Origin of the sequence: Streptomyces sp. NBC_00029, assembly GCF_045160505.1 — a bacterium.
Classification (GTDB): Bacteria; Actinomycetota; Actinomycetes; order Streptomycetales; family Streptomycetaceae; genus Streptomyces.
In genome coordinates, this window is the sequence record NZ_CP108292.1 from 1,927,516 (window position 1) to 1,946,100 (window position 18,585).

Here is an 18,585-nt window from a genome sequence, read left to right on the forward strand (position 1 = left end):
GATGTCCGTAGTGATGGTGTCCGGGACGGGCACCGAGATCGGCAAGACGGTGGTCACGTCGGCGATCGCGGCCGCCGCGGTGGCGGCCGGCCGCTCGGTGGCGGTGCTCAAGCCGGCGCAGACGGGGGTCGGCCCGCAGGAGCCGGGGGACGCGGCGGAGGCGGTCCGGCTGGCCGGTCCCTCCGTCACGGCGGTGGAACTGGCCCGCTACCCGGAGCCCCTGGCCCCGGACACGGCGGCCCGCCGCTCGGGGCTGGCGACGCTCGCCCCGGCGCAGATCGCGGAGGCCGCGGACCGGCTGTCGCAGGACCATGACCTGGTCCTGGTGGAGGGAGCGGGCGGACTGCTCGTCCGCTTCGACGAGGCGGGCAACACGCTGGCCGACGCGGCCCGCCTGCTCGGGGCGCCGACGCTGATCGTCGCCCCGGCGGGCCTGGGCACGCTCAACTCCACGACGCTCACGGCGGAGGCTCTGCGGGCCCGTGAACTGACCGCGCTGGGCGTGGTGGTGGGCAGCTGGCCGCAGAGCCCGGACCTGGCGGCCCGCTGCAATCTGGCGGACCTCCCGGACTCCTCGGGACTGCCGCTGCTGGGCGCGGTCCCGGAGGGCTCGGGGAACCTCGCGCCGGAGCGTTTCCGCGCATCGGCCGCGTCCTGGCTGGCCCCGGCCCTGTCGGGCACCTGGTCGGCGGATTCCTTCCTGTCCGCCTGGCGCCCGGCGGCCTTCGTCCCGCCCGCCCCACACCCGGGCCCCGTCGGCGTGTGAGGCGCGGGTCCCGCATCGTCGGGTGGAGCGGCTCCGGAGCACCGCCGACGCGGCCCGTGCGGCACCGGTCTTCCGGTGGATGCGGCCCAGGTGGGATTCGACCGTGCGCGGGCTGATCCAGAGCCGGGCCGCGATGGCCGGTGTGGTCGGGCCCGCGCTCACCGGGGCCGCGACCTCGCGTTCCCGCGCGGTGAGCGAGGCCAGCACCGGATCGGGCGCTTCGGCACCCGCGGACGGCTCCGGCGCCGGGGGACGGACCAGGTCCGACAGCCCGGTCGGCCGGCGGCCCCTCCCGCCGTGGCGAGGCGGCGTACACCGTCGCACAGTGCCCCGGCCCGCTCCGGGTGTCCCGCGGCCGTGGCCGTCGGCGCCCCGCCGAGCAGGCCGACCGCATCGCTTGTGCCGATCGCTTGTGCCGATCGATCCTGCCGGGCTCCGAGCCCGGCAGGATTCCGACGGCGCGCGCTCAGCCCAGCGGCTTGACCCAGCGCGTCCACTGCTCCTGCGGCCGGTAGCCCGTCGCGTCCCACACCCGGTGCGCCCGCTCGTTGCGGTCCAGCACCATCGCGTCCGCGCGCCGCCCGCCCAGCGCCGCGAACCGCTCCTCGGCGGCGGCCAGCAGGGCGGCCCCGATCCCCTGCCTCCGGTGCCCGGGGTGCACGGCGAGCCTGTAGAGGTGACAGCGCCACCCGTCGAACCCGGCAATCACCGTCCCGACGAGTTCCCCCTCGCGCCGGGCGAGCAGCAGCGCCTGCGGGTCGCGTTCGTGGAGACGCTCGACCCCGGCGAGATCGTCGCTGATACTCGTTCCCTCCGCGGCGGACTTCCAGAAGTCCAGGACAGCGCCGAGGTCGGCGGCCGACGCGGGGCCGATATGAAGATCAGTCATGTCCGGATCCCATCATCCGGGCCGCGCTCCGCCAAAAGAATGATCCGCTCTCTTTGCTCGTCCTTTACCATGTGGTGAAAGGTCCCTCTTGAGTGAAAGGTGTGAGCGTCCGCCCATGGGCGAGCCTCCCAGTCCACGACATACCCGTTCGCGACATCGCGCGGTCCCCCTCCTCCTGGCCGATCATGGGACGGAGGTGATCGACCGATGACCGAAGTGCTCCTGCTCCTCGTGGCGCTGCTGCTCTGTCTCGTCTGTGGAGTCTTCGTCGCGGCTGAGTTCTCGCTGACGACCGTCGAGCGCAGCGAACTCGAACGAGCCGTCGAGCGCGGCGAGCGCGGCGCCGACAGCGCCCTGGCCGCCGTCCGCACGCTGACGTTCCAGCTCTCCGGAGCCCAGCTCGGCATCACCGTCACCGGCCTGGTCATCGGCATGATCTCCAAGCCGTCGATCTCCGCCCTGCTGCAGGGCCCCTTCGAGGCCATGGGCCTGTCGGCCGCCACGGCGTCCTCCGCAGCCCTGATCCTCGGCACCGTTCTGTCGACGATCGTCCTGATGGTGGTCGGCGAGCTCGTGCCCAAGAACTGGGCGATCTCCTCACCTCTGGCGATCGCCAAGCGCGTGGCGACCGCGCAGCGGGTCTTCAGCCGGGCCTTCAAGCCGCTGATCAGCCACCTCAACACCACCGCGAACCACATGGTGCGCCGCTTCGGCATGGAACCCGCCGAGGAGCTGGCGTCCGCCCGCACCCCGCAGGAGCTGGTCGCCCTCGCGCGTCACTCCGCGAAGGCGGGCGCGCTGGAGAAGGACACGGCCGAGCTGTTCGTCCGGACCCTGAACCTCGCCGACCTGACCGCGGAGAACGTGATGACCCCGCGCGTCCAGGTCACCGCACTCGACGTGCAGACCACCGCCGAGGACGTGGCGAACGCGACGCTGGCCACCGGCCTGTCCCGCTTCCCGGTCTACCGGGGCAGCCTCGACACCGTCGTCGGCACCGTCCACATCAAGGACGTACTGGCCCTGCCGGCCGCCGAGCGCCGCCGCCGGCCCGTGTCGCAGCTGCTGCGCGAGCCCCTCCTCGTACCGGAGTCGCTCACCGTCGACCGGCTGCTGGACCGGCTGTCCGGCAAGCAGACGATGGCCGTGGTCATCGACGAGTACGGCGGCACGGCCGGAGTGGCCACGCTGGAGGACATCGTCGAGGAGGTCGTCGGCGAGGTCCGCGACGAGCACGACCCGCACGAGACCCCGGACCTCGCCCCGGCCGGTACGGACGAGTCCGGCCGCCTGCTCTACTCCGCCGACGGCTCGGCGCGTACCGACCAGCTCCGGCGGATCGGCCTGCGCGTGCCGGACGGTCCGTACGAGACCCTGGCCGGCCTGATAGCGACCGAACTGGGCCGGATCCCGGAGGTCGGCGACCGCATGGAACTGGACGGCTGGCGCCTCGACGTGGTGGACGCCGTCGGGCGCCGGGCCTCGCGCGTGCTGCTGCACGCCCCGGCCGAGCCCGTTCAGGGAACGGAGGAGGCCCGATGACGGTCATCCAGCTGTTGATCGGCCTGGCGACCCTGGTCGTCAACGCCTTCTTCGTCGGCGCGGAGTTCGCGCTGATCTCGGTCCGGCGCAGCCAGATCGAGCCGTATGCCGAGCAGGGCGACCGGCGCGGCCGCGCCGTCCTATGGGGCCTGGAACACGTGTCGGCGCTGATGGCGGCGGCCCAGCTGGGCATCACGCTGTGCACCCTGGTGCTGGGCGTGGTGGCCGAGCCGGCCATCGCGCATCTGCTGACGCCGTTGTTCGACCTCGTCGGGGTACCGGCCGGGGTGACCCACGCGATCTCCTTCGTGGTGGCGCTGGCGCTGGCGACGTACCTGCACATGCTCTTCGGCGAGATGGTGCCGAAGAACGTGGCGCTGGCCGAGCCCGTGCGCACCGCTCTGCTGCTGGGGCCGCCGCTGGTGACCCTCACACGGGGGCTGCGCCCGGTGATCTTCGCGATCAACGCCTTCGCCAACGCCCTGCTGCGTCTGCTGCGCGTCGAGGTCAAGGACGAGGTCGCCGCGACCTTCTCGGACGACGAGCTGGCCCGGATGGTCAAGGACTCCAGTGATGCGGGGCTCCTCGACGACCGGGCGAGCGAGCGTCTGCACGACGCCCTGGAGCTGGGCCGGCGGCCCGTGACCGACGTGGTGCTTTCGGCGGACCGGGTGGTCACGGCCCGGGAGGGCATCACCCCGGCCGGGCTGGAGCGGCTGTCGGCCGACTCGGGGTACTCCCGGTTCCCGGTGGTCGACGCGCAGCACAAGATCCTGGGCTACCTGCACGTGAAGGACACCCTGGACGCGGACGACGAGGCCCGGGACCGGCCGTTCCCGGTGTCGGCGCTGCGGCCGATCGCGCAGGTGCGCGCGGAGACCCCGCTGGACGACGTGCTGACCGCCATGCGGCGCAGCCGTACGCACCTGGCGGCGGTCCTCGGGGCGGAGGGCGCCATGACCGGCCTGGTGACGATGGAGGACGTGCTGCGGGAGCTGTTCGGCAGGCCCGCGGCCATGTGAACCGTGCGATCCGTGCACTCCGCGCCCTCCGCGCCCTCCGGCGGGACGTGACATGCGGTCCCCGGCCCTGCGGGGCCGGGGTACCGCGCGGTAACATCACTCCGCCATGGAGATGAATGCCTCTTACACCAGTTTCGTCGCGGTCGGCGACTCCTTCACCGAGGGAATGTCCGACCTGCTTCCGGACGGCTCCTACCGCGGCTGGGCCGACCTGCTGGCCGCCCGCCTCGCGGCACGGGAGCCGGGCTTCCGCTACGCGAACCTCGCGGTCCGCGGGAAGCTGATCGGCCAGATCGCCGAGGACCAGGTCCCGGTTGCGGCGGCCATGGGCGCCGACGTGGTGACCCTGGTGGGCGGGCTGAACGACGCCCTGCGACCCAAGGTGGACATGGGCCGGGTCCGCGAGCACCTGGAATCGGCCGTGGAGCTCCTCGCCCCCTCCTGCAAGCGCCTCGTCCTGATGCGCTCCCCCGGGCGCAACGGGCCGGTGATGGAACGCTTCCGGCCGCGCATGGAGGAGCTCTTCGTCATCATCGAGGAGCTCGCCGCCCGGCACGGCGCCGTGGTGGTGGACCTGTACGGGGCTTCCGTGCTCGCCGACCAGCGGATGTGGGACGTCGACCGGCTGCACCTGACCGCCGAGGGCCACCAGCGGGTGGCGGAGGCCGTCTGGCAGGCCCTGGGCCTGCCCGCCGAGCTGGACTGGCGCACCGAACTGCCGGTCGCCGCTCCTCCCGGCTGGACCGTACGCCGGTCCCAGGACCTGAGCTTCGCCCGGCAGCACCTGCTCCCCTGGATCGGCCGCCGCCTGACGGGCCGCTCCTCCGGCGACGGCCGTCCGGCCAAGCGCCCCGAGCTGCTGCCGTACGGGGACCCGTCGCTCTAGGGGTGTCCTGGCACCGTCCTGCCGGACGGGCCGGCCCCTCCTCGTAGCAAGCCACAATTCAATGTGGTGGCCCTACCTGCGTAAACACACAGCGGTGGCCCAAGTAGAATCCCTCCACGTGACTGCCAAGCCCCGCATCCCCAATGTCCTGGCCGGCCGCTACGCCTCCGCGGAGCTCGCCGTCCTGTGGTCCCCCGAATACAAGGTGACGCTGGAGCGGCGGCTGTGGCTCGCCGTGCTGCGCGCCCAGAAGGACCTCGGTATCGAGGTCCCCGACGCGGCCCTCGCCGACTACGAGCGCGTCCTCGAGACCGTCGACCTGGCCTCCATCGCCGAGCGCGAGAAGGTCACCCGGCACGACGTGAAGGCCCGCATCGAGGAGTTCAACGCCCTCGCCGGTCACGAGCACGTCCACAAGGGCATGACCTCCCGCGACCTGACCGAGAACGTCGAGCAGCTGCAGATCCGGCTCTCGCTGGAGCTCGCCCGGGACCGCACGGTCGCCGTCCTCGCCCGCCTCGGCAAGCTGGCCGGCGAGCACGCCGAGCTGGTCATGGCCGGCCGCTCGCACAACGTGGCCGCGCAGGCGACCACCCTGGGCAAGCGCTTCGCCACCGCGGCCGACGAGCTGCTCGTGGCCTACGACCGCCTCGAGGACCTGCTGGGCCGCTACCCGCTGCGCGGCATCAAGGGCCCCGTCGGCACCGCCCAGGACATGCTCGACCTGCTCGGTGGCGACGCCGCCAAGCTGGCCGACCTGGAGCAGCGCATCGCCGCGCACCTCGGCTTCGCGCAGGCCTTCACCTCCGTCGGCCAGGTCTACCCGCGCTCGCTCGACTACGACGTGGTCACCGCGCTGGTGCAGCTGGCCGCCGCCCCGTCGTCGATCGCCAAGACGATCCGCCTGATGGCGGGCCACGAGCTGGTGACGGAGGGCTTCAAGCCCGGCCAGGTCGGCTCCTCCGCCATGCCGCACAAGATGAACACCCGCTCCTGCGAGCGCGTGAACGGCCTCATGGTCATCCTGCGCGGCTACGCCTCGATGACCGGCGAGCTGGCCGGCGACCAGTGGAACGAGGGTGACGTCTCCTGCTCCGTGGTCCGCCGCGTGGCTCTGCCGGACGCCTTCTTCGCCTTCGACGGCCTGCTGGAGACCTTCCTGACGGTCCTCGACGAGTTCGGCGCCTTCCCGGCGGTCGTCGCCCGTGAGCTGGACCGCTACCTGCCGTTCCTCGCGACCACCAAGGTCCTGATGGGCGCGGTGCGGGCCGGCGTGGGCCGCGAGGCCGCCCACGAGGTCATCAAGGAGCACGCGGTCGCCTCCGCACTCGCCATGCGCGAGCAGGGCGCCGAGCGCAACGAGCTGCTGGACAAGCTGGCCGCCGATGACCGGATGCCGCTGGACCGGGCCCAGCTCGACGCCCTGATGGCCGACAAGCTGTCCTTCACCGGCGCCGCCGGCGACCAGGTCGCGGTGGTGGTCTCCCGCATCGAGGCGATCGCCAAGCAGCACCCGGAGGCCGCCGGGTACGCGCCGGGGTCGATCCTCTGACTCCCGACGAGCTGAACGCCGCCCGTGACCGCGTCCTTCCGGACGTGGTCACGGGCGGTCTGCGTGTGCTCTTCTGCGGGATCAACCCCGGACTCCTCTCCGCCGCGACGGGTCACCATTTCGCCCGCCCCGGCAACCGGTTCTGGCCCGTCCTGCACCTCTCGGGTTTCACCCCCCGCCGGCTGGCCCCCGCCGAGCAGGAAGAGCTGCTGACCTACCGCCTCGGCATCACCAACGTCGTGGCCAGGGCGACGGCCCGCGCCGACGAGCTGAGCGCCGAGGAGTTCCGCGAGGGCGGCCGCATCCTGACGGCCAAGGTGGAACTGCTGCGCCCCCAGTGGCTCGCGGTGGTCGGCGTCACGGCCTACCGCACCGCCTTCGGCGAGCGGAAGGCGAAGATCGGACCCCAGGAGCGGACGATCGGCTCCACCCGCATCTGGGCCCTCCCCAACCCGAGCGGTCTCAATGCCCACTGGACCGCCGAGTCGATGGCCCAGGAATACGCCCGCCTGCGCACGACCGCCGAAGCCGACGAGGCTCAGAGCTCCTGACGGAATGACCTCATCACCTCGCCTCGCGGATGCCCGGGAACCGCAGGGATGTCGCTACCTGATGCGGATTCAGGACCGCGGCTTCAGCTTGAACAGCGACGGCTGAGGCACGAGTTTCATCCGGCGCCGCCGGCAGATGGTGCAGCTGGCGAGCTCGAGGAAAGCGCCGTGCATACCGTCGCGGGTCTCCCACCAGATCCTCAAGGCATCGGGACCGGTGCAGGTGGGCGAATGCGCGCTCCACGACCCAGCGGCGGATGCCGATCCCGACGGAACGGCTTCGAGCAGCGGAACGAGCTGGAGGTGTCGGGGGCGCCAGGTTCTCGCCGCGAGGCAACGACTCAGGGCGGGTCGACGACCGTGACCCCCGCCATCAGTCGGTACGGGTCGTCGCAGTCCCACTGCGCCACGTAGACCACCAGCCAGTGGGCGCCGACCCGCCACAGGTGCACGTGGTCGGTGCTGTTGCCCATCTCGCCCCACGGCTGCGGTATCTCCTCGCCGGCGAGCCCGCGGTCCATCAGCGTTCCCAGACCGAAGACCTGCGCCTCCCCCCACCGGTCGGTCGCTGCCTGGGCGAGCGCTCCGTACTCGGCACCGATCTGGTCCGCCGACTCGATCCGGCCGGAACCGTCGTCGTCCCAGAAGTCCCGCGTCCGGGCGAGCTGGACCAGGTGGAAAGCCGGGCCGCTGCTGTTTCCTCCGGTCCGGACCGGCTCGGGCGGGAAGTCCTTCGCCCGGAGCCGGTCGATCGTCTCGAGGTGCTCTGCCGTGGTCATGCCGTCAGTATCCCGAGGGCCACTGACAACTGGCCCGACGTCACGCGTCCCGGCGCCGCACCGCCAGCCACCCGCCCAGCACCGCCGCTGCCGCCCAGAGCGCGAGCACACCCAGCCCGGCCCAAGGGCCGAGGTCGCCGTAGTGCTGACTGCGCATCATCGCCTGCCCGGCCCGGTCCGGCATGAACTGTCCCACCCCGCTCGCCGCCGAGCCGACGATGAAGGACACCATCACGACGAAGGGTATGAGGATGCTCAGGACGGCCACCCCGCTGCGCAGCACCGCCGTCAGCCCGGCCGCGAACAGCGTCATGAGCGTCAGGTAGAGGCCGCAGCCGACGACGGCCCGCAGGGTGCCGGGGTCACCCAGCTCGAGTGCCCCTCGCCCCATGAACGCCTGGCCCACCACGAAGGTCAGCAGCCCGGCGAACTGGCCGACGCCCAGGGCGAGTGCGCCCAGCATCGAGATCTTCGACAGGTAGAACCGCGTGCGGTCGGGCACAGCGGTGAGGCTGGTGCGCAGGGCTCCGTCGTGGAATTCGGCGGAGAAGGCGGTCGCGCCGAAGGCAATGGCCGCTATCTGACCGAAGTTGATTCCGTAGAAAGCGGCCAGGAGCGGATCGTCCCCCATGCTGCCCTCCTCGGCCTGGCCCAGCGCCGCGGCCGTCAGCGTCTGGATGCCCACGGTGGCGACGAGGATGGATATCAGCGACCAGAAGGTGCCCCGGAGGGACCGGATCTTGATCCATTCCGAGTGCAGTACGGGGGTTGTGAGCAGAGCGGCGCTCATGGCGGAGCCTCCTGAAGGTGCGAGAGCGGACAAGACGGTCAGTGGGTTGCGGTGAACTGCGCGTGGTCGGCAGTGAGGTCCAGGTAGGCCTGTTCCAGCGAGGCCCGCTCGTCGGAGAGTTCCAGCAGCGGGATCCCCTCGCGGGCGGCCAGAGCGCCGAGCTGCTCGGCCTGTACGCCCTCGACGGTCCATCGCCCGTCGCCCTCGGTCTCCAGCGCCAGGCCGTCCCGGGCCAGGGTGGCCCGCAGCCGGATCGGATCGGAGGTCCGCAGTCGTACCTTCGGGGTGCTGCGCGCGTCGATGAACTCCTCCATCGAGGTGTCGGCCAGCAGCTTGCCGTTGCCGAGGACGACCAAGTGGTCGGCCAGCGCCGAGGTCTCCGACATCAGGTGGCTGGACACCAGGACGGCTCGTCCTTCGGCGGCGAGAGAGCGCATCAGCTCGCGGATCCAGATGATGCCCTCGGGGTCGAGGCCGTTGGTGGGCTCGTCCAGCAGGAGCACTCCGGGGTCGCCCAGCAGCGCGGCGGCGATACCGAGGCGCTGACGCATGCCGAGTGAGAAGGACTTGATCCGCCGCTTGGCGACGGAGGCTATGCCGGCCTGCTCCAGGACCTGAACCACCCGGCTCGGCGGGATCCGGCCGGCCGCGGCGAGCAAGCGGAGGTGGTCAAGGGCGGTGCGCCCGCCGTGGGCCGCCTGGGCGTCCAGGAGGGCGCCGACGCGGTGCAGGGGGTCCTGCAGGTCCAGATAGCGCCGGCCTCCGATGGTGGCGCTTCCGGACGTGGGCCGGTCCAGGCCCAGGAGCAGGCGCATCGTGGTGGACTTCCCCGCGCCGTTGGGGCCGAGGAATCCGGTGACCCGCCCGGGCAGGACATCGAAGGTGAGGCCGTCCACCGCACGGTGGGTGCCGTACTGCTTGGTGAGTTCTCGGATCTCGATGCTGTTCATGGCTCAAGACTCGCCGCCGGCCCCACCCCCCTCCCTCCCCCATGCGAGGGTGCCGTCTCCCCCACGTGGGGGAGACGGCCGTGAGCGGGCCGCTGAGACCATGGAGTCATGTACCGACTGTTGCGGGCTCCCTTCCAACCAGTGACCTACTCACGCTGGTTGCACCTGTGCGTGCCTCTGCTGCTGCTGGCCATATGGATGTTCATCGTCCCCGAGTGGCCGTGGGGGCCCATGCTGCTCGTCCTGCCCTTCGGGCTGGTGCCCTGGGTGCGGCTGGCCGAGGGGCTCCAGGCGCAGTTCCTGCTCACGCCGTACGACCGGGACTCCGCCGACAGCGCGATAAGCCTGGCTCCGTCGGCCCACTGGGGGGACCGCTGGCGGACCGTGCTGTGGCTGGAGACGCGGATGGTCGTCGCGGTCGGTGCGGTCGGCGCCACCGTCTGGCTGCCGACGATCGCGGTGGAACTCGTCGCGATCGCGCTCGGGCATCCCGTGGGCAACGACTTCCTGCCGTTCGTGCCCGGGCGCTGGGCCGCCGCGCTGCTCGTGCCCGTACCGCTGGTCCTGCTCATCGTCATCGTGTCACTGCTCGGCGAGTTGATCACCGCGGCCGCCACCCGCCTGCTCAGCCCGTCCACGGCCGAGCGACTGACCGCGCTGGAGGCACGCACCGAGCAGCTGCTGGAGCGCACCCGCATCGCGCGGGAACTGCACGACTCCATCGGGCATGCCCTCACCGTGGCCGTGGTGCAGGCGGGGGCGGCGCGCGCCGCGGGTGACGCCGCCTTCACGGAGCGGGCACTGTGCGCGATCGAGGAGACGGGCCGGGCCGCTCTGGAGGATCTGGAACGGGTGCTGGGGGTGCTGCGGGAGTCGGGGCAGCCGCCGTCGCAGTGGCCGACGCTGGTGGAGGCCGACCGGCTCCTGGAGTCCGCACGGGCCTCCGGCTCCGCCGTGGACGCGCAACTGACGGGAGAGCTGGCGAATCTGCCGGGTCCGGTCACCCGGGAGGGGTACCGGATCCTGCAGGAGGCGCTGACCAACGTGCTGCGGCATTGCGGACCCGTGCCGGTGCGCGTGCGGGTGGAGATGACCGCCGGCCGCCTCGACCTGGAGGTGACGAACCCGCTGCCGGAACGCCCCGGCGTCCTGCTGGGCAGCGGCAGCGGGCTGCGCGGGATCCGGGAGCGGGCCGCGCTGCTGGGCGGGAAGGCCGAAACCGGTCTGTACGAAGGGGGTTGGAGGGTGCGCGCCCGGCTGCCGCTGGAGCGAATACGCTGACCGGATGCCGGTTACCGTACTGCTCGTCGACGACGAACCCCTGGTGCGCGCGGGTCTGCGCGCCGTCCTGGACGCCCAGCCCGACATCGAAGTGGTGGGTGAGGCGGCCGACGGCGCCTCCGTGATCCCGCTCGTCCGCCAATTGCGGCCGGACGTGGTGGCGATGGACGTGCGGATGCCGCTCCTCGACGGGATCGAGGCCACCCGGGCGGTGCTGCGGACGGTGGATTCCCCGCCGAAGATCCTCGTGGTGACCACGTTCGAGAACGACGAGTACGTCTACCAGGCGCTGCGGGCGGGAGCCGACGGCTTCCTGCTGAAGCGGGCCCGGCCTTCGGAAATCGTGCACGCGGTCCGGCTGGTGGCGGAGGGCGAGACGCTGCTCTTCCCGGCGGCCGTGCGGGCGCTGGCGGCGGAGTACGGGAACCGGCAGGCCCGGGCGGTGCTGGAGCGGGCCGCCCTGACCGAGCGGGAGGAGGCGGTCCTGCGGCTGATGGCGCGGGGGCTCACGAACGTGGAAATCGCCGCAGAGCTGATCATCGGCACGGAGACGGTCAAGTCCCACGTCAGCGCGATCCTGGGGAAGCTGGGGGCGCGGGACCGGACACAGGCGGTGATCACCGCGTACGAGTCGGGGTTCGTGTCCCCCGCCTGAGGGAAGGGTTGCTTCCGGCCGATGGGGGGCTGCTTCTCGCCGACATGGCGGGTGGGCAGTACGATCCGGCTGACAAGCTCGCTAGCTGGGAGGACACACGTTGGGGCAGCTGACCGGCGGGGATCCTTCTCTGCTCCGACGGATCAATTCCGCCGTGGTGCTGCGCGCACTGCGGTCGGCCGGTTCGCCGACCCTCACCGACCTCACCCGGCTGACGGGGCTCTCCCGGCCGACCGTCGAGGGTGTCGTGGAGGGACTGATCGGGACCGGGCTCGTCGTCGAGGCGGATGCCGAGGAGGGCGCGCGACGGCAGGGACGCCCGGCCAGGCGGTTCCGCTTCCGCACCGAGGCGGGCCATCTGCTCGGTATCGAGATCGGCTCGCACCGGATCGCGGTGCTGCTGTCCGGGCTGGACGGCCGCGTCATCGGCGCCGGCACCAAGGACGTCGCGGAAACGGCGTCCGCCGACGAGCGGCTGGAGCGGGTACGGGCGGCCGTTGCCGACCTGCTGCGCCGTGCCGGAGTGCCGCGGGACTCGCTGCGGGCGGTCGGGGTCGGCAGCCCCGGGATCGTCGAGGCGGACGGTACGGTCCGCCTCGGCACCGCGCTGCCCGGCTGGACCGGTCTGCCACTCGGGGAACGGCTGCGGCGCTCGTTCCGCTGCCCGGTCCAGGTGGAGAACGACGCCAATGCGGCGGCGGTCGCCGAGCACTGGAAGGGTGCGGCACGGGACACCGGCGACATGGTGTTCGTGATGGCGGGTCTCAGCCCCGGCGCCGGCTCACTGATCGGTGGCCGGCTGCACCGGGGCTTCGGCGGCGCCGCCGGCGAGATCGGCGCCCTGCACCTGCTGGGCCGTGAGGTCACGCCCGAGCGGTTGCTGTCGACCACCGGTGAGCCACTGCATCCGCTGGACGAGCCGGCCGTCGCCGAGGTCTTCGCCATGGCCAAGCGCGGTGACGAGCGGGCGGTGGCCGCCGTGGAGCGGTTCCTGCAGCGCCTGGTGCACGACGTGGCGGCGCTGGTCCTGGCGATGGATCCGGAGCTGGTGGTCGTCGGCGGCTGGGCCGCAGGCCTGGACGGGGTCCTGGAACCCCTGCGCCATGAGCTGGAGCGCTACTGCCTGCGCCCGCCGCGGGTCGCTCAGTCCATGCTCGGCGAGGCCGCGGTGGCGACCGGCGCCCTCCGGCTCGCGCTGGACCACGTCGAGGAGGAGCTCTTCGCGGTGGAGAAGACGGTCACCGCCCGCCCCTGACGCGTATGACGCGCGACGGCCCGGCCCCACGGTATGGGGCCGGGCCGTCGCGCGACGTCAGGAGGCGACGCGCGGCTCGTGGGTGATCTCGACGTTGCCCGAGTCGCCGAAGGTGAGGCGGCAGGTGTCCGCGCGGTAAGTGGCCACCGAGACCGCCGCGGTGCCGGCGGTGGTGAAGTAGCGCGTGGTGACCAGGAGCACCGGTGCTCCGGGCAGCCGGTCCAGTTCCTTGGCGTCGTCGGCGCGGGCGGAGCCGAGCTCCACCGAGCGGTCCTGACCGTCGAGGACCAGTCGCTGCAGTTCGCGCAGGACGGCGCGGGCGCGGGCCGGTCCGGCCGGGGCCTCGATGGCGGGCAGTCCCGGCACCGAGGCGGCCGGGACGTAGAGGAGCTCGGCGGCGACGGCCTGGCCGTGGGTGACCCTGGTCCGGCGCACCGTGTGCACCGGCTGGTCGGCGGCGAAAGCGCCGCCGGTGCCGAGGAGCTTCAGTACCGCGGGCGTCGGCAGGGTCTCGGCCGCGTCGACCGGCTCCCATCCGTCGACGCTCTCGCCGGGCCAGCTGTGCTGGGCGCTGCCGACGGCGACGCCGACGCGCGGCGGGGCGACGGTGGTGCCCACCCCGCGGCGGCGCTGCAGCCGGCCTTCGAGCTCCAGCTGCTCCAGCGCCTGACGCAGGGTCGCGCGGGCGACGCCGAAACGGGCGGCCAGCTCACGCTCGTTGGGCAGCACCTCGCCGACGGCGAAGTCCTGGTCGAGCGCCTCGCTGAGGACGGTCTTGAGGTGCCAGTACTTCGGCTCCGGCGCCGTTTCGAGCTGCGTGGTCCCCACCCTGACTCCTCCTGCCATCGCCGCACTCGCCGTGTGTTCCAGCGGCAGTTCCGCGCCTTTGTTTATTAAAGGTTCCTGCACTATCCCTGCGACGATAGGACGGCGCACCCCCTTGGTCAAGACCAATGCTCGTACCTTTGCCGGGCAGAACGGGCATACGTATCAAGCCGTTCACGGGATGTTCTCGTGGGCCCGGAAGGCTTGTAGTCAAGGGCTACCGGACGGTAATCATGGCGGTAGGCACTACTGACAGCCTGTCTCGCACGCGTCCAACCGACGAGGAGCAGCATGACCGCCACGGTCTCCTTCACGATCGATTCGCCGCTCGGCCCCCGCACCACCACCGTCGCCTACGAACGCAAGGGCGCCGGCGAACCCCTTCTTCTTCTGCACGGCATCGGCCACCACCTCCAGGCCTGGCACCCGGTGATCGACATCCTGGCCGCCGAGCACGACGTGATCGCCGTCGACCTGCCCGGCTTCGGCGCCTCGGAGCCCCTGCCCAAGGGTGTTCCTTACTCCCTGGGGACCGTCGCCCCGGCCCTCGGGGCGCTCTGCGCCGCCCTCGGTGTCGAACGCCCGCACGTCGCGGGCAATTCGCTCGGCGGTCTGCTCGCCCTCGAAATGGGCCGGAGCAACCTCGTCCGTTCGATCACCGCTCTCTCCCCCGCCGGGTTCTGGACCGAGGGCGAACGCCGCTACGCCTTTGCCGCGCTCCTCGCGATGCGGGCCGGCGCCAAGGCGCTGCCCGTCCCCGCCGTCCGGCGGCTCTCGCGCACCGCCGCCGGCCGCGCCGCGCTCACCGGCACCATCTACGCCCGCCCGTCGCGCCGTCCGGCCGAGGCCGTGGTCGCCGAGACCCTCGCCCTGCGCGATGCCACGGGCTTCGAGGACACGCTGGCCGCGGGCGGTTCCGTACGGTTCACCGATGACGTACCCGGCCTGCCGGTCACCATCGCCTGGGGCACCCGCGACCGGCTGCTGCTGCGCCGCCAGGGCATCCGGGCCAAGCACACCCTCCCCGGCGCCCGGCTCGTCCGGCTCCCGGGCTGCGGCCACGTCCCGATGAACGACGATCCGGCGCTCGTCTCCCGGGTGGTGCTGGACACGGCCCGCAGCACGCGGCTCGCAGCCGCCTGACCGACCGGCCGTCTTACCGACCGACCGACCGACCGACCAACCGACCAACCGACTGACCGACCAACCGACTGACCGACCAACCGACCAACCGACTGACCGGCCGGCCGGCCGGCCGGCCGACGACTGAACAGGTGAACGAAATGAGCGGCTGACGGCTGTTCATCCGCGGTTCGCGTGGGCGACGCGGCCGGGCCGGTGTGCGACGGCACGCTGGTCCGACCCGTCCTCGCCGGCCCCAGGAGACGTACCCGATGGCATCGATCCCGCACACCCGACGGTCCCTCATCGGCGGTTCCCTCGCGCTGTCCTCCGCGCTGATCGCCTCTCCCGCGCTCACCGTCCCCGCCTTCGCCCGCTCCGGCCGGCCGAACGCGCTCTGGGGCGTCCAGTCCGGCGAGATCACCGCCCACTCGGCCACGGTGTGGACCCGCAGCGACCGCCTGGCGCGGATGTACGTCGAGACCTCCCCGAGCGAGGCGTTCCGCTACGCCGTACGCCGCCACCACGGCCCGCTGCTCGGCCCGTCGAGCGATTTCACCGGAACCACCGTCCTGCGCGACCTGCCGCCCGGCCGGCAGATCCACTACCGGGTCGTCCTGACCGACCCCGACGACCCCCGCCGCAGCTCCGCGCCGGTCCACGGCACCTTCCGCACCACCCCCGTCTCCCGCCGCCACGACGTCCGCTTCCTGTGGTCCGGCGACCTGGCGGGCCAGGGCTGGGGCATCAATCCCGATCTCGGCGGCTACCGCGTCTTCGAGGAGATGCGGCTGCGCAACCCCGACTTCTTCCTCTTCAGCGGGGACACCATCTACGCCGACGGGCCGATCAAGGCCTCCGCCCCGCTGCGCGACGGCAGCCTCTGGCGCAACGTCACCACCGAGGAGAAGGCGAAGGTCGCCGAGACGCTCGCCGAGTTCCGCGGGAACTTCCGCTACAACCTGCTCGATCGTAATCTGCTCGGATTCAACGCCCAGGTCCCGGTCCTCGCCCAGTGGGACGACCACGAGGTGCGCAACAACTGGTACCCCGGCCAGCTGATCGACGACCCCCGCTACACCGTCAAGGAGGCCGACGTCCTCGCCTCCCGCGCCCGCCGCGCCTTCGGTGAGTACTTCCCCGTCACCGACCTGCGCGGCGGCCGCGCCGAGGGCCGGATGTACCGGGTGATGCGGTACGGCCCGCTGCTCGACGTCTTCGTCCTCGACATGCGCACCTACCGCAACGCCAACTCCCCCGGCACGCAGACCGACGACCCCGTCGGCATCCTCGGCCCCGAGCAGCTGGGCTGGGTCAAGCGCGAGCTCTCCCGTTCCCGCGCCACCTGGAAGGTCATCGCCGCCGACATGCCCCTGGGCATCGTCGTCCCCGACGGGGCCGCGAACTTCGAGGCGGTCGCCCAGGGCGACCCGGGCGCCCCTCTGGGCCGCGAGCTCCAGATCGCCGAACTCCTGCGGCACATCAAGCACCAGCGCATCACGGGCACCGTCTGGGTCACGGCGGACGTGCACTACACCGCCGCGAACCACTACGCGCCCGAGCGGGCCGCCTTCACGGACTTCGCGCCGTTCTGGGAGTTCGTGTCCGGCCCGATCGGCGCCGGCGGCTTCCCGGCCGGGCGGCTCGACGCCACCTTCGGCCCGGAGACCGCGTACGTACAGTCGGCTCCGTTCTCCAACATGTCACCGTCCGAGAATCCCCCCTACTACGGCGAGGTCGACATCGACGGCGACAGCGGGGAGCTGACGGTCCGGTTGCGCCGCCAGGGAGGAGACGTACTCTTCACCCGGACGCTCCAGCCCGGGCGCGTGGGCCAGTAGGCCCCGAATCTCGGAAGCCACCAAGCCCTGAAGGCCCGAGGGACCGAGGACTCGACGGACCGAGGGCCCGACTCCGAGCATCCCGGAAAACTGGATGAAATCGGCCAGATGGACACTTAACCAGTCGGTCACAGATCGTTCGTGATCACGCAACACCCCTGCGCCACAGTGGTGTGCATGACTGACCGTGACCTCACCTCCGCCCAGCGTCCCCACCGTCACCACCACTGGCGCCGCGACGTCGTCGAACTCGCCGCACTGTTCTGCGCCGTCGCGGTCGCCGACGCCATCGCCAATCTCGTCGTGCACGGCCCGAGGGGCCCGATCCTGCTCGTCGCCTCGGCCGTCACACTCCTGGTGACGGCGGCTTTTCACACCTGGTGGGCCCGGCGGCACAGCCATGCACCGCCGCCCCGGAGCAAGGCGCCCACCGATCCGGAGCAGCTCCCGCCCGCCACCACACCCTCCGGCACCACCGGCGCCACCACGACCGAAAGCAGCACCGCGCTGTGGCGCATGCGCACGACCGTCCGGGACGAGCCCGGTTCCCTGGCAGCCCTCTGCACCGCCTTCGCCCGTAACAGCGTCGACATCCTGACCCTCCAGACCCACCCGCTCCCGGAGGGGGGCACGGTCGACGAGTTCCTGCTGCGCGCCCCGCAGGAGCTCCCCTCCGCCGACCTCACCCGGGCCGTCTCGCGCGCCGGCGGCCACAGCACCTGGATCGAGCGCGCCGACGCGCACGACCTGGTCGACACCCCGACGCGGGTCCTGGGCCTGGCCACCCGCACCGCCCTGGACGCCGCCGAGCTGCCGCTCGCACTGCGCCAGCTGCTCGGCCGCTGCACCATCCACTCGATCCCGGCGACCACCCTCTCCGGCCGCCCCAACGCCGGTGCGGACGCCCCCGTCGAGGGCGTCCTGGAGGCCACGGTCATGCGGCTGCGCGATCCCTCCGGCGGCGCCATCACCGTGGAGCGGCCCTACCTCCCCTTCACGCCGACCGAGTTCGCCCGGGCCCGCGCCCTCGTCGAGCTCGACGCGCGGCTCGGCCCCCGCGTCCCGCGCAGCCAGGACGTGCTGACCCTGCCCGAGGGCAACGAGATCACCGTGCGCCGTGCCGACGGCTCCGACCTGGCCGCGGCCCGTGCCATGCACGACCGCTGCTCGGACCGCACCCTGTCGCTGCGCTACCACGGCCCGGTCTCCGACGCCGACCGCTACCTCGGCCACCTGCTGAGCCCCCGCTTCGGCCGCACCCTCGCCGCGACCACCGCCTCCGGAAAGCTCGTCGCCCTCGGCCACCTCCTGTGGGACGGCGACGAGACCGAGATCGCGCTGCTCATCGAGGACGACTGGCAGCGCCGCGGCGTCGGCTCCGAACTGCTGCGCCGGCTCCTCGCGATGGCCGTCGAGGCCGGCTGCGACAGCGTGTACGCCGTCACCCAGTCCTCCAACACCGGCATGGTCGCCGCGATGCGCGGCCTCGGCCTCCCCCTCGACTACCAGATCGAGGAAGGCACCCTGGTGATCACGGCTCGGCTGGACGCGACCCCGGTCGCCTCCAGGCTCGCCTACGAGCTGCCCCGCGAGCTCCCCCACGAGCAGCCGGCTCCGCAGGGCCGGCGCTGAACGATCCGTCCGGACCGGGACCCTCCACGGGTACCCGGCTCCGGCGGGATCCGACGGGAGCCGACGGGAGCCGACGGGATCCGGCCAAACTGCGAGCGCCCCACCACCGTCCAATGGCTCCCGGGACCGCGAAGTCACTTGCAGCGTAGGCCTGTTGGCCGTTCGCCGCCCCCACCGGCGCCCCCACTCCGGCCCACGTCAGCAGCCCGCCGCCAATGGGTGATGACGGGAACCCGTCTCACATACG

The 18,585-nt window shown here is 72.2% G+C and carries 17 protein-coding genes and 1 pseudogene; 12 read left to right on the top strand and 6 right to left on the bottom strand.

What is annotated here, in order from left to right; translation table 11 throughout:
- Position 1: 1 nt before the first annotated feature.
- Positions 2-766, top strand: a complete 765-nt coding sequence (bioD, locus tag OG753_RS09320) for a dethiobiotin synthase (protein WP_327261340.1) — start codon at positions 2-4, stop codon at positions 764-766.
- Between the two features lie 54 nt (positions 767-820).
- Here bioD and OG753_RS09325 read toward each other — a convergent pair.
- A pseudogene (locus OG753_RS09325) lies at positions 821-1,090 on the bottom strand (helix-turn-helix transcriptional regulator); the annotation flags it as partial.
- Positions 1,091-1,232: 142 nt separating this feature from the next.
- Positions 1,233-1,655 carry a GNAT family N-acetyltransferase gene (locus OG753_RS09330; protein ID WP_327261341.1) on the bottom strand — a complete coding sequence of 141 codons (423 nt, stop codon included), beginning with the start codon at positions 1,653-1,655 and terminating at the stop codon, positions 1,233-1,235.
- A gap of 207 nt (positions 1,656-1,862) precedes the next feature.
- Here OG753_RS09330 and OG753_RS09335 point away from each other — a divergent pair, with 207 nt between their 5' ends.
- The 5 genes from OG753_RS09335 (at position 1,863) to mug (ending at position 7,208) form a co-directional block, all read left to right on the top strand.
- Positions 1,863-3,197 (top strand): hemolysin family protein, encoded by a 1,335-nt coding sequence (locus OG753_RS09335; protein WP_327261342.1) that lies wholly within the window; start codon positions 1,863-1,865, stop codon positions 3,195-3,197.
- Positions 3,194-4,219, top strand: a complete 1,026-nt coding sequence (locus tag OG753_RS09340; RefSeq protein WP_327261343.1) for a hemolysin family protein — start codon at positions 3,194-3,196, stop codon at positions 4,217-4,219. The genes OG753_RS09335 and OG753_RS09340 overlap by 4 nt, the downstream gene beginning before the upstream one ends.
- Positions 4,220-4,325: 106 nt before the next feature.
- A complete protein-coding gene (locus tag OG753_RS09345) occupies positions 4,326-5,105 on the top strand; it encodes an SGNH/GDSL hydrolase family protein (protein ID WP_401689038.1) in 780 nt (259 codons plus the stop codon).
- 118 nt (positions 5,106-5,223) lie between these two features.
- On the top strand, positions 5,224-6,657 hold the full coding sequence (gene purB, locus OG753_RS09350) for an adenylosuccinate lyase (RefSeq protein WP_327261345.1): 1,434 nt from the start codon (positions 5,224-5,226) through the stop codon (positions 6,655-6,657).
- Positions 6,654-7,208, top strand: a complete 555-nt coding sequence (gene mug / locus OG753_RS09355) for a G/U mismatch-specific DNA glycosylase (protein ID WP_405792586.1) — start codon at positions 6,654-6,656, stop codon at positions 7,206-7,208. The genes purB and mug overlap by 4 nt, the downstream gene beginning before the upstream one ends.
- 341 nt (positions 7,209-7,549) lie before the next feature.
- Here mug and OG753_RS09360 read toward each other — a convergent pair whose 3' ends face one another.
- From OG753_RS09360 to OG753_RS09370, 3 genes are read right to left on the bottom strand one after another with little or no spacing between them, the layout of a single operon-like run.
- A complete protein-coding gene (locus tag OG753_RS09360) occupies positions 7,550-7,987 on the bottom strand; it encodes a hypothetical protein (RefSeq protein WP_327261348.1) in 438 nt (145 codons plus the stop codon).
- Between the two features lie 40 nt (positions 7,988-8,027).
- Positions 8,028-8,777 carry an ABC transporter permease subunit gene (locus OG753_RS09365; RefSeq protein WP_405788054.1) on the bottom strand — a complete coding sequence of 250 codons (750 nt, stop codon included), beginning with the start codon at positions 8,775-8,777 and terminating at the stop codon, positions 8,028-8,030.
- A 38-nt stretch (positions 8,778-8,815) separates the two neighbouring features.
- Complete coding sequence (locus tag OG753_RS09370) at positions 8,816-9,727, bottom strand: ABC transporter ATP-binding protein (RefSeq protein WP_405788055.1); 912 nt, start codon at positions 9,725-9,727, stop codon at positions 8,816-8,818.
- Positions 9,728-9,835: 108 nt separating this feature from the next.
- Here OG753_RS09370 and OG753_RS09375 point away from each other — a divergent pair, with 108 nt between their 5' ends.
- The 3 genes from OG753_RS09375 (at position 9,836) to OG753_RS09385 (ending at position 12,918) form a co-directional block, all read left to right on the top strand.
- Positions 9,836-11,008 (top strand): sensor histidine kinase, encoded by a 1,173-nt coding sequence (locus OG753_RS09375; protein ID WP_405788056.1) that lies wholly within the window; start codon positions 9,836-9,838, stop codon positions 11,006-11,008.
- Positions 11,009-11,012: 4 nt separating this feature from the next.
- Complete coding sequence (locus OG753_RS09380; RefSeq protein WP_327261352.1) at positions 11,013-11,663, top strand: response regulator transcription factor; 651 nt, start codon at positions 11,013-11,015, stop codon at positions 11,661-11,663.
- 100 nt (positions 11,664-11,763) lie between these two features.
- Positions 11,764-12,918, top strand: coding sequence for an ROK family transcriptional regulator (locus tag OG753_RS09385; RefSeq protein WP_327261353.1), 1,155 nt, complete (start codon positions 11,764-11,766; stop codon positions 12,916-12,918).
- A 57-nt stretch (positions 12,919-12,975) separates the two neighbouring features.
- Here OG753_RS09385 and OG753_RS09390 read toward each other — a convergent pair whose 3' ends face one another.
- On the bottom strand, positions 12,976-13,746 hold the full coding sequence (locus OG753_RS09390) for a GntR family transcriptional regulator (protein WP_327261354.1): 771 nt from the start codon (positions 13,744-13,746) through the stop codon (positions 12,976-12,978).
- Positions 13,747-14,034: 288 nt separating this feature from the next.
- On the opposite strand from OG753_RS09390, the gene OG753_RS09395 reads away from it, so the two are divergent.
- The 3 genes from OG753_RS09395 to OG753_RS09405 all read left to right on the top strand — a co-directional run bounded on the left by OG753_RS09395 (position 14,035) and on the right by OG753_RS09405 (position 18,338).
- Complete coding sequence (locus tag OG753_RS09395) at positions 14,035-14,886, top strand: alpha/beta fold hydrolase (protein ID WP_405788058.1); 852 nt, start codon at positions 14,035-14,037, stop codon at positions 14,884-14,886.
- Between the two features lie 251 nt (positions 14,887-15,137).
- Positions 15,138-16,706: an alkaline phosphatase D family protein gene (locus tag OG753_RS09400; RefSeq protein WP_405788059.1), complete on the top strand. Its 1,569-nt coding sequence runs from the start codon at positions 15,138-15,140 to the stop codon at positions 16,704-16,706.
- A gap of 177 nt (positions 16,707-16,883) precedes the next feature.
- Positions 16,884-18,338 (top strand): GNAT family N-acetyltransferase, encoded by a 1,455-nt coding sequence (locus OG753_RS09405; RefSeq protein WP_405788060.1) that lies wholly within the window; start codon positions 16,884-16,886, stop codon positions 18,336-18,338.
- The last annotated feature ends 247 nt before the right edge of the window (positions 18,339-18,585 follow it).